The sequence below is a fragment of the Absiella sp. AM09-50 genome, assembly GCF_003433845.1.
Classification (GTDB): Bacteria; Bacillota_I; Bacilli_A; order Erysipelotrichales; family Erysipelotrichaceae; genus Hoskinsella; species Hoskinsella hominis.
Map to the genome: position 1 here is coordinate 19,677 of NZ_QVFI01000026.1, position 26,859 is coordinate 46,535.

General features: G+C 35.4%; 30 protein-coding genes and 2 riboswitches. Of the genes, 14 read left to right on the plus strand and 16 right to left on the minus strand.

Annotation, left to right across the window (positions count from 1 at the left end; translation table 11 throughout):
* Window position 1: 1 nt before the first annotated feature.
* The 3 genes from DW114_RS16990 to DW114_RS21335 all read left to right on the plus strand — a co-directional run bounded on the left by DW114_RS16990 (window position 2) and on the right by DW114_RS21335 (window position 1,364).
* Window positions 2–364 carry an iron chaperone gene (locus tag DW114_RS16990; protein WP_117454897.1) on the plus strand — a complete coding sequence of 121 codons (363 nt, stop codon included), beginning with the start codon at window positions 2–4 and terminating at the stop codon, window positions 362–364.
* Window positions 365–434: 70 nt separating this feature from the next.
* A riboswitch (THF riboswitch) is annotated at window positions 435–531 on the plus strand.
* 59 nt (window positions 532–590) lie between these two features.
* A complete protein-coding gene (locus DW114_RS16995; protein WP_117454898.1) occupies window positions 591–1,139 on the plus strand; it encodes a folate family ECF transporter S component in 549 nt (182 codons plus the stop codon).
* A 69-nt stretch (window positions 1,140–1,208) separates the two neighbouring features.
* Complete coding sequence (locus tag DW114_RS21335) at window positions 1,209–1,364, plus strand: hypothetical protein (protein ID WP_158552317.1); 156 nt, start codon at window positions 1,209–1,211, stop codon at window positions 1,362–1,364.
* A 5-nt stretch (window positions 1,365–1,369) separates the two neighbouring features.
* On the opposite strand, the gene DW114_RS17000 is transcribed toward DW114_RS21335, so the two are convergent.
* The 3 genes from DW114_RS17000 to DW114_RS17010 are packed head-to-tail and all read right to left on the minus strand — an operon-like array spanning window position 1,370 to window position 4,170.
* Complete coding sequence (locus tag DW114_RS17000; protein ID WP_117454899.1) at window positions 1,370–2,260, minus strand: PfkB family carbohydrate kinase; 891 nt, start codon at window positions 2,258–2,260, stop codon at window positions 1,370–1,372.
* Between the two features lie 18 nt (window positions 2,261–2,278).
* The gene (locus DW114_RS17005; RefSeq protein WP_233509517.1) at window positions 2,279–3,514 is read right to left on the minus strand and encodes a bifunctional folylpolyglutamate synthase/dihydrofolate synthase; all 1,236 of its coding nucleotides are present in this window, start codon (window positions 3,512–3,514) and stop codon (window positions 2,279–2,281) included.
* Window positions 3,511–4,170: a uracil-DNA glycosylase gene (locus tag DW114_RS17010; protein WP_117454900.1), complete on the minus strand. Its 660-nt coding sequence runs from the start codon at window positions 4,168–4,170 to the stop codon at window positions 3,511–3,513. Before DW114_RS17010 ends, DW114_RS17005 begins: the two co-directional genes overlap by 4 nt.
* Before the next feature lie 112 nt (window positions 4,171–4,282).
* Here DW114_RS17010 and DW114_RS17015 point away from each other — a divergent pair, with 112 nt between their 5' ends.
* From DW114_RS17015 to DW114_RS17025, 3 genes are all read left to right on the plus strand, one after another.
* Window positions 4,283–4,711, plus strand: coding sequence for a MarR family winged helix-turn-helix transcriptional regulator (locus tag DW114_RS17015; RefSeq protein ID WP_117454901.1), 429 nt, complete (start codon window positions 4,283–4,285; stop codon window positions 4,709–4,711).
* A 15-nt stretch (window positions 4,712–4,726) separates the two neighbouring features.
* A complete protein-coding gene (locus tag DW114_RS17020) occupies window positions 4,727–5,494 on the plus strand; it encodes a sulfite exporter TauE/SafE family protein (RefSeq protein WP_117454902.1) in 768 nt (255 codons plus the stop codon).
* 138 nt (window positions 5,495–5,632) lie between these two features.
* A complete protein-coding gene (locus tag DW114_RS17025) occupies window positions 5,633–6,082 on the plus strand; it encodes a hypothetical protein (RefSeq protein ID WP_117454903.1) in 450 nt (149 codons plus the stop codon).
* 75 nt (window positions 6,083–6,157) lie between these two features.
* On the opposite strand, the gene DW114_RS17030 is transcribed toward DW114_RS17025, so the two are convergent.
* The 5 genes from DW114_RS17030 to DW114_RS17050 all read right to left on the minus strand — a co-directional run bounded on the left by DW114_RS17030 (window position 6,158) and on the right by DW114_RS17050 (window position 13,033).
* Window positions 6,158–8,104 (minus strand): FAD-dependent oxidoreductase, encoded by a 1,947-nt coding sequence (locus DW114_RS17030; RefSeq protein ID WP_117454904.1) that lies wholly within the window; start codon window positions 8,102–8,104, stop codon window positions 6,158–6,160.
* A gap of 132 nt (window positions 8,105–8,236) precedes the next feature.
* Window positions 8,237–9,292 carry a helix-turn-helix transcriptional regulator gene (locus DW114_RS17035; RefSeq protein WP_233511381.1) on the minus strand — a complete coding sequence of 352 codons (1,056 nt, stop codon included), beginning with the start codon at window positions 9,290–9,292 and terminating at the stop codon, window positions 8,237–8,239.
* Window positions 9,293–9,549: 257 nt separating this feature from the next.
* Complete coding sequence (locus DW114_RS17040; RefSeq protein WP_117454906.1) at window positions 9,550–10,191, minus strand: transporter; 642 nt, start codon at window positions 10,189–10,191, stop codon at window positions 9,550–9,552.
* Between the two features lie 2 nt (window positions 10,192–10,193).
* A complete protein-coding gene (locus DW114_RS17045; RefSeq protein WP_117454907.1) occupies window positions 10,194–11,513 on the minus strand; it encodes a M18 family aminopeptidase in 1,320 nt (439 codons plus the stop codon).
* Window positions 11,514–11,611: 98 nt separating this feature from the next.
* Window positions 11,612–13,033, minus strand: coding sequence for an APC family permease (locus DW114_RS17050; protein ID WP_117454908.1), 1,422 nt, complete (start codon window positions 13,031–13,033; stop codon window positions 11,612–11,614).
* Between the two features lie 281 nt (window positions 13,034–13,314).
* Between DW114_RS17050 and DW114_RS21340 the strand changes: the two genes are divergently transcribed.
* Both DW114_RS21340 and DW114_RS21345 read left to right on the plus strand, forming a co-directional pair.
* Window positions 13,315–13,452, plus strand: a complete 138-nt coding sequence (locus DW114_RS21340) for a hypothetical protein (protein ID WP_158552318.1) — start codon at window positions 13,315–13,317, stop codon at window positions 13,450–13,452.
* A gap of 183 nt (window positions 13,453–13,635) precedes the next feature.
* The gene (locus tag DW114_RS21345; protein WP_158552319.1) at window positions 13,636–13,776 is read left to right on the plus strand and encodes a hypothetical protein; all 141 of its coding nucleotides are present in this window, start codon (window positions 13,636–13,638) and stop codon (window positions 13,774–13,776) included.
* Between the two features lie 24 nt (window positions 13,777–13,800).
* Here the strand turns inward: DW114_RS21345 and DW114_RS17055 are convergent, their stop codons facing one another.
* From DW114_RS17055 to DW114_RS17075, 5 genes are all read right to left on the minus strand, one after another.
* Window positions 13,801–14,004, minus strand: a complete 204-nt coding sequence (locus DW114_RS17055) for a hypothetical protein (protein WP_117454909.1) — start codon at window positions 14,002–14,004, stop codon at window positions 13,801–13,803.
* 130 nt (window positions 14,005–14,134) lie between these two features.
* Entirely contained in the window at window positions 14,135–14,671 is a 537-nt protein-coding gene (locus DW114_RS17060; protein ID WP_117454910.1) for an accessory gene regulator B family protein, read from the minus strand.
* Window positions 14,661–14,780, minus strand: a complete 120-nt coding sequence (locus DW114_RS17065; RefSeq protein WP_117454911.1) for an AgrD family cyclic lactone autoinducer peptide — start codon at window positions 14,778–14,780, stop codon at window positions 14,661–14,663. Before DW114_RS17065 ends, DW114_RS17060 begins: the two co-directional genes overlap by 11 nt.
* 99 nt (window positions 14,781–14,879) lie before the next feature.
* The gene (locus DW114_RS17070) at window positions 14,880–16,031 is read right to left on the minus strand and encodes a sensor histidine kinase (protein WP_158552320.1); all 1,152 of its coding nucleotides are present in this window, start codon (window positions 16,029–16,031) and stop codon (window positions 14,880–14,882) included.
* A 124-nt stretch (window positions 16,032–16,155) separates the two neighbouring features.
* Window positions 16,156–16,842, minus strand: coding sequence for a LytR/AlgR family response regulator transcription factor (locus DW114_RS17075; protein ID WP_117454913.1), 687 nt, complete (start codon window positions 16,840–16,842; stop codon window positions 16,156–16,158).
* A 379-nt stretch (window positions 16,843–17,221) separates the two neighbouring features.
* A riboswitch (Lysine riboswitch) is annotated at window positions 17,222–17,388 on the plus strand.
* Window positions 17,389–17,456: 68 nt separating this feature from the next.
* Between DW114_RS17075 and lysA the strand changes: the two genes are divergently transcribed.
* The 4 genes from lysA to dapB all read left to right on the plus strand — a co-directional run bounded on the left by lysA (window position 17,457) and on the right by dapB (window position 21,595).
* Window positions 17,457–18,743 (plus strand): diaminopimelate decarboxylase, encoded by a 1,287-nt coding sequence (gene lysA / locus DW114_RS17080; protein ID WP_117454914.1) that lies wholly within the window; start codon window positions 17,457–17,459, stop codon window positions 18,741–18,743.
* A complete protein-coding gene (locus DW114_RS17085) occupies window positions 18,740–19,939 on the plus strand; it encodes an aspartate kinase (RefSeq protein WP_117454915.1) in 1,200 nt (399 codons plus the stop codon). Before lysA ends, DW114_RS17085 begins: the two co-directional genes overlap by 4 nt.
* Window positions 19,940–20,009: 70 nt before the next feature.
* A complete protein-coding gene (dapA, locus tag DW114_RS17090; protein WP_117454916.1) occupies window positions 20,010–20,882 on the plus strand; it encodes a 4-hydroxy-tetrahydrodipicolinate synthase in 873 nt (290 codons plus the stop codon).
* On the plus strand, window positions 20,879–21,595 hold the full coding sequence (gene dapB / locus DW114_RS17095) for a 4-hydroxy-tetrahydrodipicolinate reductase (RefSeq protein ID WP_117454917.1): 717 nt from the start codon (window positions 20,879–20,881) through the stop codon (window positions 21,593–21,595). Before dapA ends, dapB begins: the two co-directional genes overlap by 4 nt.
* Window positions 21,596–21,628: 33 nt before the next feature.
* Here the strand turns inward: dapB and DW114_RS17100 are convergent, their stop codons facing one another.
* On the minus strand, window positions 21,629–22,783 hold the full coding sequence (locus DW114_RS17100) for a hypothetical protein (protein ID WP_117454918.1): 1,155 nt from the start codon (window positions 22,781–22,783) through the stop codon (window positions 21,629–21,631).
* 124 nt (window positions 22,784–22,907) lie between these two features.
* On the opposite strand from DW114_RS17100, the gene DW114_RS17105 reads away from it, so the two are divergent.
* Window positions 22,908–24,866 carry a maltodextrin glycosyltransferase gene (locus tag DW114_RS17105; RefSeq protein ID WP_117454919.1) on the plus strand — a complete coding sequence of 653 codons (1,959 nt, stop codon included), beginning with the start codon at window positions 22,908–22,910 and terminating at the stop codon, window positions 24,864–24,866.
* A 77-nt stretch (window positions 24,867–24,943) separates the two neighbouring features.
* Here DW114_RS17105 and DW114_RS17110 read toward each other — a convergent pair whose 3' ends face one another.
* Window positions 24,944–25,396 carry a hypothetical protein gene (locus DW114_RS17110; protein ID WP_117454920.1) on the minus strand — a complete coding sequence of 151 codons (453 nt, stop codon included), beginning with the start codon at window positions 25,394–25,396 and terminating at the stop codon, window positions 24,944–24,946.
* 245 nt (window positions 25,397–25,641) lie between these two features.
* Between DW114_RS17110 and DW114_RS17115 the strand changes: the two genes are divergently transcribed.
* Entirely contained in the window at window positions 25,642–26,265 is a 624-nt protein-coding gene (locus DW114_RS17115; protein ID WP_117454921.1) for a YigZ family protein, read from the plus strand.
* Here DW114_RS17115 and DW114_RS17120 read toward each other — a convergent pair.
* Window positions 26,260–26,814: an NAD(+) diphosphatase gene (locus DW114_RS17120; protein WP_117454922.1), complete on the minus strand. Its 555-nt coding sequence runs from the start codon at window positions 26,812–26,814 to the stop codon at window positions 26,260–26,262. The two genes, DW114_RS17115 and DW114_RS17120, sit on opposite strands and share 6 nt — an antisense overlap.
* Between the last annotated feature and the right edge of the window lie 45 nt (window positions 26,815–26,859).

The following is a 26,859-nucleotide window of genomic DNA, read 5'->3' on the forward strand; positions in this document are numbered from 1 at the left end:
TATGAAAAAAAATGAACAAAATGTCCATACCTATATACAAAGCTTTCCTGCTCATGTACAAGTAAAGCTACAGAAATTAAGAGAGATTATAAAACAGTGCGATCCTGATGTAGAGGAAAAAATCGCTTGGGGTGTTCCTACCTTTTATGACCATGGCTACCTTCTTCAGATTGCTGCTTATCAAACATATATTGGATTTTACACAAATCCTGAAGCCTTACAACACTTTGAAAAACGACTTGCCCCATATAAAACCAATCATAAAAACACAACGCATCTACCTTTAGATGTTGACATTGATGAAACACTTATCAAGGATATGGTCACGTATTGTGTACAGATGAATCGAAAGAAATCTAAGTAATGGCTATCATTTCTAAAATTGTAAATTTTCTATTGTAAAATGAAACACAATCGTCTATAATGCAATTGTACGCAGAGTAGAGATAAAAGCGTTAAGTACCCACGAACGGGGAGTTGTCGTGTGGGCGAAAAGGTTTCCTTGCGGTTTTTATCTCGCATCCCGCTGTTGCAATAGAAAATCAATACCTCTTTTTCTATATGCAATATGGAAAAGGAGGTATTTTTATATGAACTTTGCACATGAATGTTTATCAGTACCCAGTCTGATCAAAGAATCTATGAAGGAAAATAAAAAGGTAAAATCCATTTGTGGATGTGCCATGTTAACAGCATTAAATGTTTCCGTTGGTGCCTTGTATATCCCGATTTCCCCAACCCTTCGCATTGGCTTCTCCAGTGTATTTGCCGGTGTGAGCGGTATGGTTTATGGGCCAATGTTGACAGGTTTTGCCGGTGTGATCGCAGATACATTAAAGTATATGATCCGCCCAGATGGTCCTTATTTTCCTGGCTTTGCCATTAATGAATTTTTAACTGGCTTTATTTATGGATGTTTCTTTTATAAAAAGAAAATCACATTACCAAGAGTCATTATTGCACGTGCAGTAATTACCATCTTTATCAACCTGATTCTAACCTCCCTATGGTTGAATATCCTGTATCAATCCCCTTTATTCACAATGATTCGTTTAATCAAAAACATTGTGATGTTCCCTGTTGATGTCGCTATTTTATATTTTGCGTTAAAGGGTGCACAACGGGTAAACCTGAAATAGAAAAAGCATTGACGTCATCATTTTTTCAAACTATACTATACTTAGAAAATGTTTATTAAAGGAGATGAAATGATGCTACCATTATTGATTTTCATCGTTCTATGTTTCATTTTGGTATATCTCATTCAAATATTGAGTCAGCTAAAAGAAATGAAAGAAATGATGCGCACAAAGCAATTGACAGAATTAAATCAAGTATTAGACGATTATGAAGAAAAGGAATGACACATTCATTCCTTTTTTATCATCTTTTCCACATCTTCTAAAGCAGGAATTGCAACATTGCCACCCAGCTTTTCTGTGGATAATGCTGCTGTGGCACTGGCAACTTTTAAGATTTTTTCCATATCCCATTTCTTCATCACACCATAGGCATAGGCGCCATGAAAAATATCTCCCGCACCTGTTGTATCCAAAGCCTTTACTTTAAATGCCGGTAAATGTATGATTTCATTCCCTTTTCCATATAATAAGCCATCTTCTCCAAGGGTAACAACAATTTGTTTCTTATTTAATTTTCTCAAGCTCACAAAGGTATCCACAACACTTTGTGGGTTTTCTTTATCAATAGTGATGCCACTATATTGACGGGCAAAATCCTGTGAACAAACCAGATGATCTACCATAGCGCCTAATAAGCGTGTTTCTTCTTTGCACGTACCTGCATCAAGTACAGATATCGCATCAGGAAAACGTGTCAATGCCTCTAAGCTTGCCTCCATTTCATGACCATCTAATAAAATTACATCACAGGAAGAAGGATATTGAAATTCACATGGATGTAATTCACCCGGACAGTTAAAAATTGTACGACTGCCATTTTCCGCATGGGCAATAATCGTGGACACAGGTGTTTTAAAATCTTCTAGTTCCTTTATAAAACGAGTATCCACGCCCTGTGCTCTTAATGTCTGTAAAATCTTTTCTCCATAAAGATCGTTTCCTACTCTGGAAATTAACGCACTATCCTCCTGCCATTTCGCACAAAGACTGGCAGCATTGGTCGCAGGTGCTCCCACACATTCCATCGTTTCATAAATACGATACTTTTGGTTTTCTATCAAATCTTCATGAATCACATACGTAATATCATATGCACTCTGTCCTATACATAAAATCATAACAATTTCTCCCTTTTCTTATTTAAGCTCTTTATATATGTAATTTCTAACTTCACTAATAAAATACAATGAACCCGTCACAACACAATCTTTTCCCTGTGCCATGGCATCTTTAATTGCACATCGATAATCTTTTTCATATCGGATATGTCCACGCTTTTCCAGCACATGTACATCTAATGCACGTTCATTATAAAATGGAGTTACCACGATATCGCTTGTTAATGTTTCAAGTATATCCAGCATTTCTTCAAAGTTTTTATCTTTCAATACTGAAAAAATCACACGAATGTTTTCATGCCCCTGCAGACTTTCCACAAGTGCTTTGATACCATGTGCATTATGTGCCCCATCCAACAACAATAATGGTTTTTCCTGTATGATTTCAAAACGCCCGATCCAGTTTGCCTTTTTTAACCCTGAACGAAGCTGTGCTTCATTTACAGATATCCTTTGTTTACGATTCAGATAATCAATCACTTCTATACATAATGCCGCATTTTTACTTTGATAAGCCGCATGGCTTTGTAAATGTACTTGTGCGTAGCTTCCATAATCAAACACGATACCATCAGGATATTCCTTCAAATTGGTAATATCCCCTGTGATAAACATTTCACTTCCAGCATCTGTCACATGTTTTTGAAACACCGCAAGACAGCCTGCATCATGTTCTCCAGTAATCAAATCAATACCAGATTTTATAATACCCGCCTTTTCATTTGCGATTTTCTCTTTGGTATCCCCCAGAAACTCCATATGATCTAAGCCGATATTGGTAATGATGGATACCATCGGTCTTAAGATATTGGTAGAATCCAGTCTACCACCCATACCTACTTCAAATACACAATAATCCACCTGATGTTTCAAAAAATACAATATCGCAATACATGTGTCAATCTCAAACATGCTTAAATCCCATTTCATCCATTCTTCATAATGGGCATTGCTGATATCCAGAAACTCCTGTTCATCAATATATACATCGTTGATACGGATACGATCATAATGCGTAATCATATAGGGAGAAGTAAAACTGCCAACCGTATATCCTGCTTCTTGCAGCACACTGCGGATATCGTTGGTGGTAGATCCTTTTCCATTGGTTCCTGCGATATGAATCGTTTTTAACTGTCCCTGTGGATTTCCCAGAGTATCCATATATTTTTTAAAATGTTCTAATCCATATCCTCTGTTTTTACGCTGTTCAATTTGCGCTACAACCTCATCTGCACATGTAAACTTCATCATTCTTCAATCTTCCATTCTATCGGTGTTCTGCCCATTTCTTTTAAATACGCATTGGTTTTTGAAAAAGGACGGCTGCCAAAGAAACCTCGACTTGCGCTTAATGGTGATGGATGTGCAGAGGTGATGATCTTATGCTGGGGATTGGTAATCAGTTCTGCTTTCTTCTGTGCCCAGTTTCCCCACAATAAAAATACAATACCACTTTCATGTTCGTTCAACGCCTGAATTGCATGGTCTGTAAATGTTTCCCAGCCTTTTTTCTGATGGGAACCAGCTTTTCCTTCCACCACACTCATTACCGCATTCATCATAAACACACCCTGCTTCGCCCAGTCAATCAAATAGCCATGTGATGGCATATCGATATCCAAATCTGTTTTTAATTCTTTATACATATTTCGTAAACTTGGTGGTATCTTCACACCTTTTCTTACTGAAAAGCACAATCCATGGGCCTGCCCTACTTCATGATAGGGATCTTGTCCTAGCATCACAACTTTTACATCTTCATAAGGACATGCCTTGAAACAGGTAAATAAATCCTCCTTTGGTGGGAAGATTGTTTTTGTCTTATATTCTTCTTCCAGAAACTGCATCAACTGTTGATAATACGGCTGTGCTTCTTCCTGTGTAAAAAATTCATCCCATGATTTCATTCTATCAACTCCTAGCCTGTTTATTATATCATAACCATTTATGTATTGACATCCTGAAAGAGTAGGTCTATACTTTAGATTGTTCTAAATAGAACTAAATTGGAGGTGTCCTATGCAAAGTGAATTTCTTTTTAATATCTCTTTAATCAAGCATTTGTATGATCAGCATATGGAAACTGTTGTACAAGCTTACGATATCAAACGAAAAGAACTGGATATCCTGTTGTTTCTTGCCAATAATCCCGGTTATGATACTGCCAGCGATATCATTCATCGTCGTGGAATTGCGAAGTCCCATGTTTCCACATCCGTACAACATCTGATTGAAAAAGGCCTGATCTACACTGATAAACTAGAAGGTGATAAGAAAAAAATCCATCTTCATTTATTTCCTGATGCTGATGCAATCATACAGGAGGGACGAGAGGCGCAGAAGAAGTTTTATCATGTATTAATCAAAGATTTCACAAAAGAAGAAGTCATGACACTTCAAAAACTGTTTAAAAAGATTGAACATAATATGCAAAATGCGGGTAAATAAGAAAGAGGGAAGAATATGTTATTTAAGTTTGTAATTTGTTTTATCGCCGGTATTGGCGCTGGTTTAGGTACTGGTTTTGCGGGAATGAGTGCTGCGGCTGTCATTTCTCCCATGCTCATTGCATTTCTAGGAATGCCTGCCTATGAAGCCGTTGGTATCGCTTTGGCATCGGATGTCTTAGCCAGTGCAGTTTCTGCTTATACATATGGAAAGAATAAAAATTTAGATATCAAAAATGGTATCGTGATGATGATTACCGTATTGATCTTCACAATGGTAGGAAGTTATATTTCTTCCCTTGTGCCAAATGATGCCATGGGTGGTTTCTCTACCTTTATGACATTGTTGCTAGGTATTAAATTTATTGTACGACCAGTGATGACAACCAAAGAAGCTATGGGCGATGTTGATCCAAAGAAACGGTTTATACAATCTGTTTTATGTGGCATCCTGATTGGATTTATCTGTGGATTCATTGGCGCAGGCGGTGGTATGATGATGCTGTTGATTTTAACCAGTGTCCTTGGCTATGAATTAAAAACAGCAGTAGGCACCAGCGTATTCATTATGACATTTACCGCATTAACTGGAGCTGTTTCTCACTTTATGATTGGTGGAGCGCCTGATGTATGGGCACTTGTATTTTGTATTGCTTCTACACTGTTATGGGCAAGAATTGCGGCATTATTTGCGAATAAAGCCAAACCAATTACATTGAATCGTGCAACAGGTATCGTCTTAACAATATTAGGTTTAGGTATCATTGCGGTAAATTATCTATAACAAAGAAAATGACATGGCGAATTGCCATGTTTTTTGTATCTTATACAATTCCTCTGTATTTTATACAAAAAGCCTTTTCATATTGCTTCACAAAAGGTACACTATAGGTAGAAAGCATTTCTATGAGGGAGAATCATCATGAACCATTACATCAAAATTAAAGTAAAATATCTTATATTATCACTTATTGTAGTAGTACTAGCTTGTGGCATTCATGTATTTTATATATGGTGTGCAGATCATCCAGAAATTTGTATCAGTGTAGGTGGAAGTAGTGCAGGTAGAAATTTAAAAATAGAAGCACCTTATATCTCATTTACAGGCAAAAATGGAATTGATTCTTCTGCTTCCGCAGAGTTAAAACTCTTTATGATACACTCGACGCATGAAGTTGTCTGTTCAAATTTAAAAGATGAATATAAAGCCTCTGATATTAAGTTGGATATCGAAGAACAGGACAAACAGTTGCTATTCAAATACCATGGAACGGCAACCACATTTGATGGAAAAACAGTAGATTTTGAAAAAGAAGAAACGGTTTACTTTGATTTAGATGCGGAAATTACTCGTCATAATTCATCATCTTAAAAAGACATGTTGATGTCTTTTTTTTCATCCTTATAACACAAAAAAGCGGATATCTTTTTATCCGCTAATTTTATATTAAATATCTTTTGCGATCTCATAACCACGATGGATTGCATCTTTGATATTACCAACTTTTTCTGCATCCCCAATGATATGATAGTGTGTATTTGCTTCCTCCAACATATTTTCCATTGCTGGATCAATTCGATATCCTGCCGCAAATACAAGGGTATCCGCATCGCAAATACAATGCTCCTGACCATCTTTTTCATACCAGATATTTGTTTCATCTACTTTGGTAACCTTGGCTTTACATACAACTTCTACACCTTTACTCATCATACGCTGTACCAACAGGCTTCTTCCCGGACCACTTTCATTCATGATAATTTCATCTGCCATTTCTAAAATGGTAATGGCTTTATTTCTTGGGAAGCGATCATTCACAAGTGGCGCAAGATAATCTGCTGTTTCACATCCAACAGAGCCTCCACCAATGATCACAACTTTACGACCTGGCACTGCTTTACCCGCAAGGATATCATCTGCACTCATCCATTGTTTAAAACCAGTAAAGGCATTGATGATGATTGGTTTTGCGCCTGTTCCTGCAATAACTTCATAACCAGCAAATTCATTTTCCAGCATTTCTTTTGTGACTGGTGTAGATAAACGAATTTCCACGCCTGCATGCTGAAGTTTGCGACGCATATACTGTGTAACTTTTGTCAGGTCTTGTTTTGCGATTGGTACTGCCGCAATATTTAACTGTCCACCTAAATCGTTTTCAGCTTCACATAGAACCACATGATGTCCACGTTTTTTCGCAACATAAGCAGCTTCCATACCAGCAGGTCCACCACCAATGACCAAAACATTTTTCTTCTGGTTAGCTTCCTTGATCGTATCTTCATTTTCAAGTTCTAAGGATGGATTGATACTGCAGGCAACACGTTTTCCAAACATGATACCATTCAAACAACGAAGGCATCCAATACAAGGTCGTATATCCATTTCATTTCCTTCCATTGCCTTATTCACAAATTCTGGATCACATAGGTTGGCACGACCAATCATACAGATATCAGTTTTACCATTGGCAATCAATTCATCCGCAATCCAAGGTTCTGTGATACGCCCAACACTGGCGATAGGAATATTTACATGCTTCTTGATTTCTTCCGCAAGCAATGCATGAGATCCCTGTTTTGTCCCAGGTGCTGGTATAGAACTTCCTCGTTTAATGGTTGTGCCACCAGAAACATGAATAAAATCAGCACCAGCTTTTTCTATCTGTTTTGCGATATAAATACCATCATTTAGGTTTAATCCACCATCACTGTATTCATCACCTGATATTCTTACATCAATAATGAAATCTGTGCCACAAACTTTTCTTACTTCTTCAATCACTTCTAACGTTAAACGTAAACGACCATTGATATCTCCGCCATATTCATCTGTTCGTTTATTATACAAAGGTGATAAGAAGCCACCTAATAAGCCATGTGCATGTGCAGCGTGAATTTCTACACCATCGCCACCAGCCTGTTTGACCCTGGCAGCTGCTTCTCCAAATTGTTTGATAATGACTTTCAATTCTTCAATCGTAACTGGTCGTGGTGCTTGTTTTAAATAACTTGGTCCTACAGTAGAAGGCGCAATCAACTGTGGTGTGCCTGGAAGTGGAAAAGCCATATAAGCTGGATGAAATAATTGTGGCATGATTTTAGCGCCATATGTATGTACTGCATCCGCAAGTTTTTTCCAGCCTGGAATATAGGAATCATCAGCGATAGAAATATCTCCTGGCAAATAGATATAGGTTGGTTCAACTGTTGTGACTTCTGTGATAATCAATCCTACACCACCTTTTGCTCTGGCAGCATAATGTGATACCAATTCATCTGTGATATAGCCTTTATTTGCTAGATTGGTAGATATCGGTGGCATAAAAACACGGTTTTTCACAACCGTTTCCCCGATTTGGATAGGTTCAAATAAATGTGGATATTTGTTCATAGTTTACATCTCCTTCATGTGTTAATTGTAACATATCAAGAAAATGTAATCGTTATCATAGGTTGATAAAAAAGGTTATTATTTGCTATTATTCAACTTTTCACAAGTTATAATACAACAAAATTTGACGGATTATTTCCGTTTTATGACGACTTCTAACATATTCTGTTGGGTAGATAACACACTTTGATATTCTGATGCATTTTTAATTTGACATATAATTTCCCCTTGCTGCTTGATAATTTTGACCTGCTCATCTTCATATACCACTTCTTTTATCTCCATCAAAAGATGGGCTAACAGCTTTTTCAGTGCATCATCAAATACCATTTCCTGTTCATGTAATTCATTTCCAACTTTCATATTGCGTTTAAAACGTTTACGATATGCACTTGGCACAACCCCATACATCTCTTTAAACACACTCGTATAGGATTTTGAATTTGGCATGCCACATGCAGCTGCGATTTCTTCTATACTGTCTTTCCCTTCCAACAACGCCTCTAAAGACGCACGAATACGAACATAGGCAAGATATTTCACAAAAGGTATCCCTGTATATTTCTTAAACAAACGCGAAGTATAAGATACACTAAAAGATAAGGTATTCGCGACATCTTCCAGATGTAGATCCTTTTCATAATGTTGATCAATATAACGAATTGCCTTCATATAATTTTCATGATGTGTAGACTGAAAGGGTAGGTTTTCCACAGGATATTTACGATTTGCGGCAACATTCACCAGCTCCATCATAATTGCATTCAGCTCAAATAAATTATTTTGTTCTTCCATTAAGTGAACAATTAACTGCGCAATCATGTGTCTTAACTTTCCATAAACTTTTGCGTTCTCAACATCTGTACAGATCATGGATTGAAAAGCATCCTTCACTATTGGTACCATTGCTTCAGAAAACCTTGAGAAGTCTACATGAATCGTTAAGATTACATGTTCCCCTTCACCTATTTTTCTTATCATATGAATATCATCCGGGGCAATCATCACAAGTTCATGTTCTTTGATGATTCTAGTAAAATGATCTGACAATGCTTCATATTCTCCCTTTAATACATAGGATATCTCTAAACTGCTTTGTCGTGAAAACACCTGTCGATCAAAACTATTAATACTAAGACTTAAAGGGTAATTAAACTTCTGCCCTGAAAAGTCATAATAGTAATTCATATTCTGCACAATATCACTTCCAATCCTACTAGAAGAAGTATATCATATTATTTTGATTCTAAGCGCACAAAAAAGCTTTTACTTCCCAAAGCATCAAACAATAATCATTGAGTTTTCAATGATATAGTTTATATACAAAAAAAAAACAGAGATTCAATTTCATCTCTGTTTCCTTCCAACTGAGGCTATGGTTCTCCGATTTTATACTTCATGGATAATTTAGCATCCATCTAAAGTCAATACTACAATCCTTACTCTTAAATTACTTCTTCAAACAACGGTTTGATTTTTTTCTTCGTTATAAAGAATGCAATTACCAAAATCAAATAGGTGATATCAAAGTTGCCCGGTGAAACAATCTTCACAACGATACAAGCAGCCAATGATGAAACATCCATCTGCATAAAGAAACTATCAAAATCATAACGTTTGATGATTCTTCTACGTATCATGAAGTTCTGGAAAGAAATACCACCAGCGATACATCCTACAATCACATCTACAATGTAATTTACCAAAAACTTCTGCATTAATAAATTCTTAAAGAAGAACAATACAATACAGGTTGCGAATACATACCAGATACTACTGATCTGAAACTTTTCCCAATCTTGATCACGAATCTTCTTTTTCATTTCTTTATACGCATGACCTTTGGAATTCTTTTGGATATAATCCTTTACATCCTTTGGAATGACCATGGTCACTTTTTTACCATCCTGCATACCTTTTAAACAATCTTCCAAAGCAATGTTTGCGATGATATTGATATCTGTATCACTTTTCTTGGATTTCATCAAACTATCATAAACACGATTAAATCCTGCAAGATATTCTTCATCCAGTTTTTTCATTAAATGCAGATTATCTACATGTATTTTCTTTTTTTTCTTTGCCATTATTAGTCTTGTACCTCAATACATTCACTATCTGTGATGTGAAGATTTGTATCATAGAAGCATGTCAAAGCATCAATCATATATTGAGAATCTTTAATACCAGCTGTTTCATATGAAGAATGCATTGCAAGCTGTGCAAGTCCGATATCCACTGTATGCATAGATACTTTTTGACTAGATAAATTTCCAAGTGTACTGCCACCTGCTGCATCACTTCTGTTGGCGAAATGTTGTACAGGTACACCAGCTTTTTCACAAATGCCACTAAATACTGCAGAGCTGATTGCATCTGTTGTATATTTCTGGTTTGCGCTATATTTGATGACGATTCCCTTATTCATGTAAGTACAGTTTTCTGCGTCTGTTTTTTCAGGATGGTTAGGATGTACAGCATGTGCATTATCACAAGACACCATAAAACTCTTCGCAACTGCACGATAGTAATCTTCCTTCGCAAAACCTAAGTTATCGTTGATTCTTTGCAATACATCAAACAAGAATGTTGAGCATGCGCCCTGTTTAGTACCTGAACCAACTTCTTCATTATCAAAACAAGCAAATACATTTACCGCATGATCATTCTTACTATTGATCATTGCCTTTAATGATGTAAATGCACATTGTAAATCATCCAGTTTCGGTGAAGAAATAAATTCTTCTTTTGCGCCCCAAATGCTAGGTGCCATACGATTATATAAATATAAATCAGTACCGAAAATATTTTCTTTGCTTGTGCCTAATGCTTCTGCGATCAATGCATAATAATCGCCTTCTCCACATTCTCCAGCAGAGAATAATGGTAGCATATCTACCTGATTGTTGTATTTCATTCCACTGTTTACTTCACGATTCATATGAATTGCGACATTAGGAATTAATACCAAATCTTTATCAAAAGATAACAGCTTGCTTACGAAACTGTTTCCTTCTTTCACAAGTACACGTCCAGCTAAAGACAATGGTCGATCCATCCATGTTGCACAAAGCATACCGCCATAGCCTTCTGTATTTAACTGTAAGTATCCGCCTTTTCCTTTTAATTCCGCAACTTCTTTTACTTTAAAAGTTGGAGAATCACTGTGAGATGATGTTACCTGATAGTGATAATCATCTAATGTATTACCAATCTGGAAAGCAATTAATGATGAACCATTTCTTGTAGTAAAATACTTTCCACCTTTTTCTAATTTCCAATTTTCACATTCTCTTAATTCTTCATATCCAGCTTCCTTCAACATCGCTTTCATACTGTCTACAGCATGAAAACAGCTAGGGCTTTTCTGAATAAATGTTAATAATTCTTTTGCTGTATCTTTATACATGATTTTACCTCCTGATAGACTTTTCCTGTTTTAGTATAACACAAAAGTTCATGATTATATAGTGAAAGACAAGATATCGCTATCTTGCCTTTTTTGTTTTAAGCATTTGTTTTTTCGCGTTTTTTGATCATTGGCAGAATCAATCCCAATGCAGTCAATACGATTGGTGTAATAACGTTCAACAATGTTGTAAATAAGTCGCCTTCTTTGTACATTCCAAGAATACAACAGAATGCTGTAACGAAGAAGCACCAGAATCCAAAGAAATAAGCAACTTTCTGGTTCTTCACAAACTTATACTCTGGATTAAATTTCTTAATCTTCTTACGCAACATAATGTAAGCTAAGAATACCCATAAATAACGCATTGGCATAGTGACAGAGTTTAACTGTGTCAACTGACGAAGTACTGTATCCGCACTAGGTACCAAAGCCTGAATCAGAATAATAGAACCTGATAAAATAACTACCATCCAAATACCGTTTACATAAGCTCCATATTTATTCTGTTTCAATAATTTTGTAGGAATGAACTGTCTAGCATCTTCATTGTCTAACAACATACGAAGTGGAGCGTCAATACTAATAACAAGTGTTGAGAACTGTCCAATTGCATTACATGCAGCATAGATGATCATTAAGATATTGCCCATACCATAATATTCACCTAACTTCTGGAATGCCCAATAGGAACCATTCGCATTGTAAGCATCAAAGTTGTTTGCGATATCCGCTGGATCAAACATCATACCCATCGCTACTGTACCAAGGATAGCACAAACCATAACCATGATTGCAAGTGCAATCATACCTTTAGGGAATCCTTTAGAAGGATTTTCTACCTTATTAACATAAGGTGAAATCTTTTCACATCCACCAACTGCAAATACTAGTATTGATAAAGATGTAAAATACTTCGTATCAAACTGAGGAATTAGATTACTCCAGCTGAAATCAGCATGCAGATATCCGCCACCCGGATTAATTGCAGGTGCTGCAAACATCATAATAATGTAAAGAATTGACATAACAAACATAGATGTACCAGCAAGTGTCGCAAGTTTCTTCAATGGATTTAATCCTTTACTTGCAATCCAACAGAACAGAAGGAACACGCCCAATGTTGCCAACTGAACCAAACGAGTATCAAAGCTAGCGTAAGTTTCACTATTCTGGAATACCATCCAGCTTAATGCTTTTAACCCTCCACTACCTTTACTTGCAATATATGTAACGTGACATGCCCAATATGTCCACCCTGCATAATATGCAAACTTTGGACTGATTGTTTCGTGAATCCAAGAACTCACGCCACCACCAGAATTTTTAAATGCGGATCCCAGCTCACCTACCATAAGTGCATAAGGCACGAAATATAGAGCGAACATCAGAACCCAGCTGAATATAACCTGTACACCGTTGAAGTACATGTAACCATTTAATACGTTACCGAAACCCCAAACAGTTGAGAACGCCATAAACGCAAGGTTATACCAGACGATCTTTTTTGAACTTTCCATTTTAAACCTCCTATATTTTAAAACGTACGGGGCAATCATACCATTTTTAGCTAATTATTGCTATTCATTTAACGTTATTTATTTATAGATAATGCTACAAAGTGCCAATTATGTCTATAATTATGCAAAACTTTCCATATACAGGTAAAAAAAATCTTAAAAAATCTTAATTCTGTATTACAAATTGGTAAGATATACCATTAAAAAAAGCATACATGATATAATATAATATATACAAGGGGTATACCCATCGCACCAGAGAGAAAGACAGGTGATGCTTAATGAAACAGAAAAACGGAACCAGCACAGTCATTGATCCAAAAGAAACCATTAGTGAGAATATCTTTAGTGTCAAAGGCATAATCATTGTTGCAGGAATCGTCTTATTATGGATTGTTTCCTTCTATTTATTTATGTAGTTTATACATCAAAAAGAAATGTGTATCCTTTGATCACATTTCTTTACTGTCTATTACCATTACAATAGGATTAATATTTTAATTTTTTTCTTACGATTCTATAAAAATCTGCGACTGTGATTCGCTTTTATGCTATAATACTCAAGTCCAGAAAGGAAGAAGTGTCTTAAAGGGGTGAAACAAATGGATGAAAAGAATCTGCATCAGCCGATTTTCGACGATGATGAGGGAAACGAAGAATTCTTTGATAAGCTATTAAGCTTTAAAAACGTATTGATATTAACAGCAGTTCTTGGCATCCTGTTGTTAATTTATCTGATGTAAAGGAAAAGGTCACTGACCTTTTTTTTAATCTTTTTTCATCTTTTTTGCATGTTCAATGTATTCAAAAATAGATGGCACAATTTTATAAAGCATCATAGCTACTGACACAATCATACAAATTTTAAACAATTTATCATCATTTCCACCATACGGAACAAATGATTTTAATGACAATTCCATGACAAACGTTAAAAATCCTAGTCCAAAATAGAAATCTCTCTTTTCCATAATTTTCTCCTTATCCTAAATATAGGCAAAGGGATTGCCACCAGCAACCCCTTTATTTTAGAATTCATTTGTATCCATGCAAATAATTTCAAATACGTTTTAGAAATAGGAATGATTTGTCATAAGAAATTTAGTTTTCTGAAATCATTTCATGTGTACTACTAGAACCCCTTAATTGAAAATCCTTTAACAGTATCAAACCAAGCTGTGAGCTGAATACCTGAAAGATGATGACACCAAGATTAGCCCGAAATATGATAAAAATGGCTATATATACGGTATAGAAGAATAACAATTTCTTTGTTACTTCTTCCTTTCTCAAGCATAATATCAATGCAATCATCATTAGCATTATGGTTAATGATGCAAATCCAAGGTATTTATATGCTATTAAATTAGTTAAAACTAATAGTAGATAACACATGCTACAAGTAAACCTGGTTTTACAATGGAAGCTTGTTAATCTTATCTTAATAACTGATAAAAATAGAATATAGAAAAATCCAAAATATGCCTCATGTAATAGGCAACAGATCAGGAAGGATAATCCTAAACATTCTACTGATGATACAATAGCTTCCAATCCATAAAGGAACACTTCTTTTTCTTCTTCATCAGAAGAATCACAAATGTAATCAGTGAATTTTTTTAACAGTCTATTTACCATGTTTCTTTAAGCTTTTTGGTTTTTTTGGTTCATATTCACCAAACCAAGTTACATTTGAAGAAGCTACGGATGCAGTTTTCACAACCACCTTTTTAATCATGTTTTTCATTTTCTAAATCCTCCTTTTTCTTTAATATATTCCTATAATATATGAACTTCAAGTTACAAGGGATATTTTGTGATGATAGGGACAAAGCGAATTCATTGTTTAAAAATAAATATACGTATTAAAATATTCGTTAATATCAATTACTATATTACCATTATATTTATTAATAATATTCTCTATATTCTTCATTCCAATACCATGATTTTTACAATCTGTTTTACTTGATATATACTCGCCATTTTCATATTTTAATGAATTTAAATCAAATGTATTTCTAAGATTTATAAAGACAACATCGTTATTCTTATCAATAATCAATTCAATAAAACGATTATTTACTTTTTCTACTGCCTCAATACAATTATCTAACAGATTCCCTAACAAGATACATAAATCAACATCATCCATAAAATCTAAATTATTATTTATATCAATAACATAACGTATATTTAATTCTTTCGTATTAAATAACTTTGAATCAATAATATAATTTAAAATTTCTCGTTCAGTTTTCACAGCTTTAAATGTACCAATTTTATGATAAATTCCTTGAATATAATCCATGGCTTCTTTTACTTGATTTTCTTCCAGCATAGTATAAATCAACGTAATATGATTTTTCAAATCATGCGACAATGCTTTATTCATATCATAATTTTTTTGGAAATCTTCATAATAACTTTTATTAAATTCTTGAGAAGCTCTTTTCATTTCTTCCTCAAAAACTTTTTTATTCGCTTTAATCAATAAAATATACTGATAAGAAAACAATAAGAAAATCATAGTTAACATAAGAATTAAGCATAGAAAAATCATAAATGAGATATTTTCTTTTACTACAAAGGATAGAAATAAAGTAATCATTGCATACATAACAATTTCTGTTAGAGAAAACATAAGCATTTGTTTATCCTTGATGGTAAAGTTATCAAAAAGCTTTCTCTTCTTTATGAAAAGATAGTAAATAAATATCAGAATAACTTTGTTAATTATCAATCCTATAGGATGGATAAAATATGATTGATAGATTTTATTTCCTAAATAGCTCATAAAGAAATTCTTAATAAATAAAATGAACATATCGACAATAGATAAAATAGTAAAAATGAATATAATATAAAACAAACTAATGCAAAAATGTTCCTTATAATTCAACCTGCAAAATGCAGCTAATATCAAAATTGGCACAACCATAAGAAAAGGATAATTCAATGTATCAAGATAAAAAGATGTCAATGTCAAAATTCCCATAAACACCCACTTCAGCCAGGGATACTTTTCTTTCACAAAGATGGCTGGAAAGCTAAGTGTTAAATAGTTCTCCAACAAAGACATGCAAATACTAAGCAATAACATAAATAATCCCTGTTCTAATCTAGCGTCTTGCTAAAGTAAAGGTACGGATGATCGGACCTATATTACGCTTATTGAATTTCACAATTCTTCCGGATTTTAATGTGATTTCTAAGCGTTTGCTATCTACATTTTTGATATAAATTGGATTGATCAATTCTCCACTGCTGCATTTCACTAAATTTGTTGGATGTTCTTCTAAGAAGTTTTTCATAGAATCCCGTTTTCTAAACAGATAGTTGTCTTTATCTAGAAAGTAAAGATAACTTCCACTTGAATAGATATACTGTATATTATTGATCATAATTCTACATTCAATATTATTACGATCTTCTTTTACATCAACATACGCCTGTCTGATACGCAAGATTTTGAATAGTGCTTCTAATGCTTCTGGCAGTTCTTTTTGATAGTATTGTTTCCTAATGAAACGAAGTGCACTATATTTATATCCTTCACATACCAGTTCATCATGAGAGCTGATAAAGATAATTGGAAATCCTAAATCTTTTTGCTTTAGTTTATTTGCGATTTCAAATCCTTCATGAACGCCCTTCAATTCGATATCCAGCAGGCAGCCATCAAAATCAAAATCATCAGGCATATCCGTAAAACAGTTAACTTTCCAAGAAGGATAAAGTTCTTCTATTTTGTTTTTTAGTAAACCTGAAAATAGTTCGTCATCATCGATAATTGCAATTTTACTCATTTTTTATATCTCCCTTTTGTTGTAGAAACATTGTCCTTATTTATTGTACTATTTTTTTTCTCCCTTAAATACATCAGTTTTAAGAAATAATTCTCTTATAAGAGATAACTTGTGACTTTTATGTATTTCCTAGTAATTTATCATACCAAATTATGCATAAAATATCAGCATTTACTCTTATAAGTGGTAAAAAATGGTCTTAACAGGAAATTATATATCATATGTTTAATATTTTGGAATATTCAAACGATGTTAGAGAAAACTATGATATGATGTAGATAACGCAGATCAAATTATAAATTTTTACAACATTGGAAATATTTTCTATTTATCACGCCAAAGTGTTGTAATTTACGTGCGTTAGTGGTATGATACTAACAAATTTGATAGAGGCGCGGATGCGACTATAACTTACAGAGCTGGCGAGCGATTGATGTATGTTAACAGCAAATCTGCCGAACTGTTTTCTTAGGCATAAGGAAATGGTGGGCTGATGGAGAATATCCATTGGACTGTCTGCGAATACGTAGATGTGCTATCTTATTGTCAGGAGATAAACACCATGTCAGTAAGAGCGAATCTACTGGCATTTTTTATTGCGAGAGGTAAATGATATGAACAAAAATGTGTTAGAAATTTCTGGAGTATCTGTAGAACAGCTGGCGGCTACCTGCAAAACTCCCCTATATGTATACGACGAAAACAAAATACGCCAGCAATTAAGTATGTATCATGAACTGTTTCAGTCTAAGGATTTCGATACAGAAGTTTTATATGCCAGTAAAGCATTCAGCTGTAAAGCAATGGTTGAGCTTGTGAAGACATATGGCTTAAGTCTAGATGTTGTGAGCGGTGGTGAACTGTTTACTGCATATCAGGCAGGATTTCCAATGGAACGTGTTTATTTCCATGGAAATAATAAATCATATGAAGAACTGGAAATGGCAGTTAAATATGGTGTAGGTACGATTATCATTGATAATGATATGGAGTGCGATGCATTAGTTTCTATTATGAAAAACGCAGGTACTTCTATAAAGACAATGCTGCGTGTAAATCCGGGTGTAGAAGCACATACTCATAAATATATTGTGACAGCACATGTGGACAGCAAGTTTGGTATTTCTATCTTGCGTGAACAGGAAATTGCGGATATGATTCATAAATTAACAAGTATTCCTAATATCACTTTTGAAGGCTTCCATTCTCATATCGGTTCTCAGATATTTGATAAGGAAGCGTATGTTGCGGAAATCGGCAATCTTTGTGAATTCATGAAAATCATGCAAGAACGATTTGGCATCACTTGTTCGTCTTTAAATCTTGGTGGTGGATTTGCGGCATATTATACGCAGGCTGACCATCCAATTCCTTTACAGGATGTTTGTAAGACGATTTTAGACACCTGCAAGGCGCAGAAAGAAGCTTGTGGTTTATCATTCCATAAGGTGATGATTGAACCAGGCAGAAGTATTGTGGCAGAAGCTGGTTCTACATTATATCGTATCGGTTATCAGAAACAGACAGAAAACAAAAAATATCTATTTGTGGATGGCGGTATGAGCGATAATATCCGTCCTGCTTTATATCAGGCAGAATATGCCTGTGATATCGCAAATCGTATGAATGAAGAAAAAACGGAAAAAGTGACGGTGGCCGGCAAGTGTTGTGAATCTGGAGATATACTGGTAGAGGATGTCATGCTGCCAGAAGCAAAACAGAATGATTTATTGATCATTTATACAACTGGTGCATATGGCTACAGCATGGCCAGCAACTACAACAAGCTTGGTAAACCTGCCGTTGTCTTTGTAAAAGATGGTGTGGTACGTGTCGTAGTAAAACGTGAAAGCTATCAGGATATGAACGCAATGGATTGTGATGAGGTTGTGAATGTATGAATGTAGTTGAGAAGTATGGAGGAACAAGTGTTGGTACGATTGATCAGATCCTTGCGATTGCTCAGCATGTCAAGGAAATGAAAGAAGCCGGTCACAATATTGTGATCGTTGCCAGCGCAATGGGGAAAACTACAAATAAACTGATTGAAATGACTAAGGCAATCAGTGACAAGGTAAATCAAAGAGAATTGGATTCTTTATTAAGTACAGGTGAACAAAGAACCATTACCTTACTTGCGATGGCAATTGATGCTCTGGGTATCCCTGCAATCTCTTTAACTGGATATCAGTGTGGATTCATTACCAGTCATCATCATGCCCATGCACGCATTAAAGATATAGACATCACCAATTTAAAGAAACATCTGGATGATGGAAAAGTCGTTGTCGTGGCAGGTTTTCAGGGTGCGACAGAAAATGGTGAAATCACAACCCTTGGAAGAGGTGGAAGTGATACAACCGCTGTGGCACTAGCTGCTAAACTTGGCTGGGAATGTCATATATATACAGATGTAAATGGTGTATATACGATTGATCCACGTTTATATCCACATGCAAAACGTTTAAAAGAGATCACTTATAACGAAATGATGCAGATGGCCTGTCTTGGCTCTGGTGTACTGGAAACAAGAAGTGTGGAATTAGCCAGCAAGTATCATGTAAAATTATTTTTAGGCAAGGCCTTAGAGAAAGATAAACGCAAGGGGACATATATTATGGAAACAATAAAGAATTTAGAAGATATGCCGATTACCGGTATCAGTATCAAAGACGACTATGCCATCATGCGTGTGAATGAGCTTCCTAATGATGGAAAATTCCTTGGGGAATTATTTGCGATGATTGCGAAATTAGATATCAATCTGGACACAATTTCCCAGCAGCTGACACATGATGGAAAGGTAAATTTCTCTTTCTATTGTAATAAGCAGCAATCCGATACGATTTTGGAACATTTGGATGAATTACATTCTAAATATCCAATCAGTCGTTTGTTAGGTTTTGTGAAACTGTCTGTGGTTGGTGTTGGTATTTCTACACATAGTGGTATCGCCGCAAAAGTATTGAATACATTAAGTGCACATGGCATCCGTTATTATATGATTACATCCAGTGAAATTTCTATTTCTTTAACGATTGAAGAAAAGGATAAACAAAAAGCCATTCAGGTACTTGGCGAAGCATTTGATTTATAAGAAAGGCTATAAAACAGTATAACTGTTGAAGATAAGTGATTCCAAGAGAACCACGAAAGGAGAAGCAATTATGATTAAGGGTAGTATTGTAGCATTGATTACACCGTTCCACGAAGATGGCAGTGTAAATTTTGAAAAACTTGAGGAATTATTGGAATGGCATGTTGCCAATCACACAGATGGTATTCTAGTATTGGGTACCACTGGTGAAAGTTCTACCATGACACATGAAGAAGATGATGCAGTTGTGGAATTCACATTAAAGGTTATCAACAAGCGTTTGCCAGTCATTGTTGGTGCAGGCAGCAACTGTACACAGACAGCTGTGGAAAAGAGTATAAAATACGAAAAAATGGGCGCAGATTATCTGTTGATTATTTCTCCATACTACAACAAGGCGAATAATCAGGGTATGATTGCACACTTTACTGCCGTTGCGGATGCTGTGAATATTCCAATTATCATGTATAACATTCCTGGAAGAACTGGTGTCGCAATCAGTGAAGATGCTGTGAAAGTATTAAGTAAACATCCGAATATCTGTGGCATCAAGGAAGCTAGTGGAAATATTTCATACGCTACCAACATTGCACGTTATTTAAATGATGATTTCGCAATGTACAGTGGAAATGATGATATGATTACTAGTATGTTATCTTTAGGTGCTAGTGGTGTCATTTCTGTACTTGCCAATGTATTGCCAAAGGAAACACATGATATGGTTATGGACTATCTGAATGGCGATGTTAAAAAATCATTAGAAGCTCAGTTAAAATATCTGGATTTGATTCACGCTTTATTTATTGAAGTCAACCCAATCCCAGTAAAAGAAGCATTGAATATTATGGGCAAAGGCGTTGGCGGTTATCGTCTACCTTTATGTGAAATGAGTGATGCGCATAAAGAAGTACTGGCACAGGCATTGCATGAGGTGGGACTATGAATATCGTAGTTGTCGGCTTTGGTAAAATGGGACAGCTGGTAAAGAAAACAGCAGAGGAGCATGGTCATCAGGTCGTCATGGTAGTGGATATTACCAACTGTCAGGATTTAGATGCTTTACAGGAAAAAGTGGATTGTGTCATTGATTTCTCTCATCCAGATAATCTATCATGGATGATTCCCTATGTGAAAAAAAGTGGTGCTGCCCTGGTTTGTGGTACTACAGGATTAAATGATTTACAGCGTAAACAGATTGAAGATTTAAAAGACAGTAATCGTGTGATCTATTCTGCGAACTATTCTTTTGGTATCGCTGTGTTTAAAGAAGTTCTTTCATTGATTACACCAATGCTGGAAGATGGTTTTGATATCGAAGTGATTGAAAAACATCATAACCAGAAACAGGATGCGCCAAGTGGAACTGCGAAATTATTAGTGGAAACCATGAATCCTGATCATGAATATAAAGAAGTACACGGTCGTAATGGCATGGTTGGAAAACGCCAGAAGGAAATTGGTATCCATGCAGTACGTGGTGGAACTGTTGCTGGTGAACATACCGTTATGTTTTTAGGGGATGATGAAAGTTTTGAAATCACCCATACAGCAACAAGTCGTCAAATCTTTGTGAATGGTGCAATTCGTGCAGCGGAATTTCTGATGAAACAGGAAAATGGCAGCTATACCATGAAAGATCTATTATTCAAAAACTAACAAGCAACCCTTATCATCATAGGTAAGGGTTTTTTATTGGTGTAAACACCACGCTTTACTATATGCATGAATTTCTTTTTGGATCGTTTTCGCAGATTTATTGGCGACGATCCCATTCTGTAAGATCGATACGATATTTGTTTTCAGATATAAATCTTTATAATGAATTGATGGTTTTTCTTTGATGGCTCCCATACTCCATAAACGACTGCCATTCATCGCCTGTATCATTTCTTTATTTAAAGCATCATAGATATGAAAGTCTGAAATATCTTCTTTCTGAAGCAATACCACCCCATCATTATGATCAAGATATGCTTGGATGCCTGCTTTACTGCGTACCATATTCATAAATGCTTTTGCGCAATTAGGATAGGGACAGTCTTTGTTTACCATAAATCCATAGGTATCCGCATAGGGCGAATAGCCCTGTTCATCAAGTGATGGCATTGGTTTGATATGTAACTGCTGACTGGCATAATATGGTTGTTTCTTTATCTCTTGTGAAGGTAACAAGCCACTAAAATAGCCTTGTGTAAAAAAGTTTGTCGCATGATATGGATCATCTTCTAATTGATGTTCATGATAAAAATCTTTCATTTGCTGGATACAGTCTAAAAATGCATCCTCCATAAATATATCCTCCATTGAAACCCCGCTGTCTGGATCATAATGAGAGAGCCATAATGGAAGAATCTGATCAGCATAATGATTATAGTAATACATATGTGGGTTACGATAATTCATAAAATCTGAGATTTCATCTTCTTTGATCGAATATGTATCCAGCATGGGTTGTGCATATACAAACAGCATCCCCTTCCCTTCTATTGGCTGAAAATAATCTTCTAAAGATGTACGTTTTAAACTTGATGGAACATCATAAGCAGAGGTTATATCAAAAGCCAAAGCATATGTACGTTTTGATAATGCATCACAATCATTTACCCATTCGATATCATGATAAAACTGCTGATGGAAGCAATTATCCGGACTTACGATATGAATGGCATCTTTTTGTTCAGGATACAGCGTATTCCATAAAGACACCAGTGCCTTACCATATGCTTTATTCGATACTTCCACCTGCAAAGATGCATGTTTTTCCAATTCCACAGAGGCATCCTTTGATAATGTACAAGAACTTAATGTCATACATAACAGAAGATACCATACGATTTTTTTCATTTTTATCACCTAATGAAAAAGTCTATCAGCGAAAAGGTGTAAAATTTGTAGAAGAATGTGGATTTCCACGGTATAATAAAGGTGATGCTAAAAACTGACGCAAACGACGAAAAGGGGGCATTTTATGAAATATTTACCATTACTCTTACAAAACCTGGAAAAAGAAGCTGAAATTCACGAAAAGGATATCTTTAATTATGCACTTCCCCAGTCCTGGAATTTATTCGGCTACTCCGACACAAGGATTTTAAGAAACAACGAAATACTTGTAAATCCTTATGCATTTTATCATTATTCTTTCCAACATCTGTTTTTTGATGAAAAAGGAAAACTGAAAAAAGCACAGTCACTTGTGAAAAAAGACTGGCTAAAAAAAGCAAACATCTATTCTTTACATATCCGCAGTGCGAGTGCATGGGATCATGACCGTGACGACAATTTAAATGAAAATTTATATGGTCTAAAGGATAATGGAACCTTTTTAAAGGCAATGCTGCTTTTACCATTTTATAAACGTATGGGTATCAATACCATCCTGCTTCATCAGATATTCAGTTTAGGAAAAACGCATACCACACATGATTATTCTAATAAAGAATGTGTTTTGGATTTCCGTTTGATTGACGATCAGCTAAAGGATCCTTTGGTACCACAGTTATCTGCCAAGCAACAGTGTATTGCCTTCATGGAAGCCTGTCATCTATTAGGATTTCATGTGATACTGGAATATTGTCCTGGTAAAATGTCTATCGATAATTTCTACGCAAGAGAGTGTCCAGAATACTTCTATTGGATCAAAGAAGAGGAATATAAAAACTATCATGCGCCAATCTGTCATGCTTTACCACAAAATACACTGCCTTTTTCTTATACTTTAAAGGATTTTTATCGCAGTGAGGATGTAAAGGAGCATATCCAAAAGTTTGTGAAACATGATGATCCTTGTAAGAAAGTATTAGCACCTGCTTTTTCTGATCAAATCAATGCCAATCTTCCTATTGATGAGGATACAACATATTTTCGCTTCTATGAAGATATTCATACACACGCACCTGCTGAGCTGAAAAAAGCCGGTATCCCTTATATGACACAGGATATCATCCGTGCAGATCTGCATCCTGCCAAAAAACCGTTCACAGCACTTTGGGATACTTTAACAGAGAATATCATCTGGTATCAGAATGAATTACAGGTGGATGGTATTTTCCTTGGTAAACCATTTTTGATTCCGGAAAAGCTTCAGAAACAAATGGCTGTACAAGCAAAGAAAAATAAAAAAGGCTTTGTGATGATTGCGGAAGATACCATTCATGAAAATGGTGCCTTATGGAAACGTAAAGGATATGATGCTATATCTGGAAACAGTGCTTATGAAGAAACCCAGATTGAACAATATCGCTTCCATAACTTTGCTTATCAGTTAAAAGGCTGCGTATGTCCAATGTTTGCTGCCAGTGAATTTTATGATTCCAGAAGAAGCAGCTGTTTAGAAAATGGCAAGACGTTGACAAATATGTTAAGTATCATGAATATGTTTTTACCAAATGGCATTCCAATGTATATGAATGGTGTGGAAAGCTATGAGGTACAGCCACTGCAGCTTAGTGAATACGGGGATCAAAAGTATTTGTACTCCCTTCCTAAATCAGATACCCGTTATCTGAAGCAGGCATATATTGATCGTTATTATTATAACTATCTTGCTCATGATTTAAATACATTGCCTACATTAATGGAGCACGCTAATCACATCCGTGAGGAGTATATAGAAGAAATCCATACACCACAGGCATGTATCCCTGTATGGTTTGATACACCAAGAGATGCTGGTATCGGCTTTACTTATGTAAAGGAAGATAAAGCTTTATTGGTGGTATGTAATACTAATGTACATCAAAGTGTTCATTTGCATATCCACACGGAGAATTTAATGAGTGAGCTGCCATTTCGTTATCAAAGCATCTTACAGATCTATTCCACAAATGATCCTTATATCCATGATGTATTCATGGATGATTTCCAGAATATCCCTATGGACTTTGCGCCGGGAGAAATTAAGTTTATTGAATTTAAGGCACAATAGTTAGATAAGAAGTGAAACCTCATTCACTTCTTTTTTTCCACAAAAAAAACATAAGGTCAAATGTGACTTTATGTTTTTCATTTCTTTTCTATCTGCATATAATAATCCAATGTAGGATGTTCACTTTTTATCTTTTCACTAAACAACAGATATTTTACACTTCCTGGTGTATAACCATTTTTATCTGCCCATTTTGTTTCCATGTAGCGCTCTGTAGAAGTAATCGCCTTTCTCCAGAAACGACCAAAAGCCGGCTCAACTTCCGCAGTCGCAAAATCGCCTTCCACAACCACCAGCTTTTCCAGATCAGGGTGATATTCCATTCTTCCAACAAACAGCTGAAATTCTCCTTCATCCTGATAAAAATCTTTGATCAACGCAACATAGGGAAGAACTGTATCACATTTACTGACACGTCTGATACGGTCAATCAATTCAAGCATGTCTTTCTTTGCTTCTTTTTCATTGGAAATTGTACTAAAGCCATAGAACATCTGTTCCTCTTTAAACTTCGTCTTAACTTCTTTCATATGGATACCCCTGTCAATTATGCATATTCATAACAGGTCTTTTGTATGGATTTAAAAGATTGCTTATGCCCTCCATCGCAATTTTTTTCATACCATGAAAGATCTGCATGAATCAGACAATCTATATTGCCCTTACCTTATCATGATACCATATTTTCTAAGCGCTAGGTATCTTTTTTTTACATACACAAACGAATTTTCTTTTTTTATATTTTCTTTTCCGATATAATAGATACGGTGATATTATGTACAGATTAAAAGAAGATCATATGGAAGAGCTAGATATCAAAAAAAGCCGCTTCCTGTGCTATTTACATAAAAGTTTTTGTGAAGAAGACGCAAAAGCGTTTATCTTAAAAATCAAGAAGGAACATCCCAATGCGACACATCATTGTTATGCCTTTGTGATTGGTGAACATAATGAATTACAACGAAGCAATGATGATGGGGAACCTTCTGGTACTGCCGGTGTACCCATGCTGGAATGTTTAATGCATTCTCAGATGCAGGATATCACAGCGGTTGTTGTTCGCTATTTTGGCGGTATTAAATTGGGTGCTGGTGGATTGATTCGGGCATATTCTAAAAGTGTATCCAATGCCCTGCAGCACGCTGTTATCACAAAAAAAGAAAATATGAAGAAATATTCTCTCACATTTTCTTATGACCTGATTGGAAAACTTGACCATTACCTGCGTATAAATCATATTATCATATTAGATAAGGTATATGATGAACAGGTAACTTATACATTTCTAGTAAAAGATGCAATCGATGAGGATATCAGTGAAATGAGCAATGGTGCTTTCCTTCCTGAATTTATTGAAGATGTTATAATAGATATGGATATCACATTAGAGGAATCATAACGATTCCTTTTTTGTATCTTTGACTTCCATCCAGCTGAAATCATAGCGGTTGTTTGCATCCTGCCATTTCTTAAAAAAATCAAATAAAAACCGCTGGGCTAAGGAACAAGGTTTTACCTCGTGTTTTGCCTCCTCAAAGCTGTACCACTTTGCCTCATCTACTTCCCAATCACTGACATGATCCAGACACTCATCATCAGCCACTACTGTAAAATTGCACATCAGGGTATTGGTATTGGGGAAATATTCACTGCGATTATATCGATAAGCTTTTACCTTCAGACCAATTTCTTCTTCCAGCTCACGAATTAATGTTTCTTCTAAAGATTCCTTTTGATTTACATATCCAGCGACCAGTACATTATGATCTCTGCCATATTGTTTAATTAATAATATTTTATCTTTTTCAGGGTTTAATACCACCATGGAAACAGCTGTACTAAATACAGGAAAACGATATTCTTGGCACTGTTCACAATAAGGTATCCTTCCTTCATGTTCATGTTCTTTTAAAATAAGTGGATGTCCACATGTACTGCAATACTTCATTACATCTACCTCCAATTGCTATTAGTATACGGCAAATCAGGGATG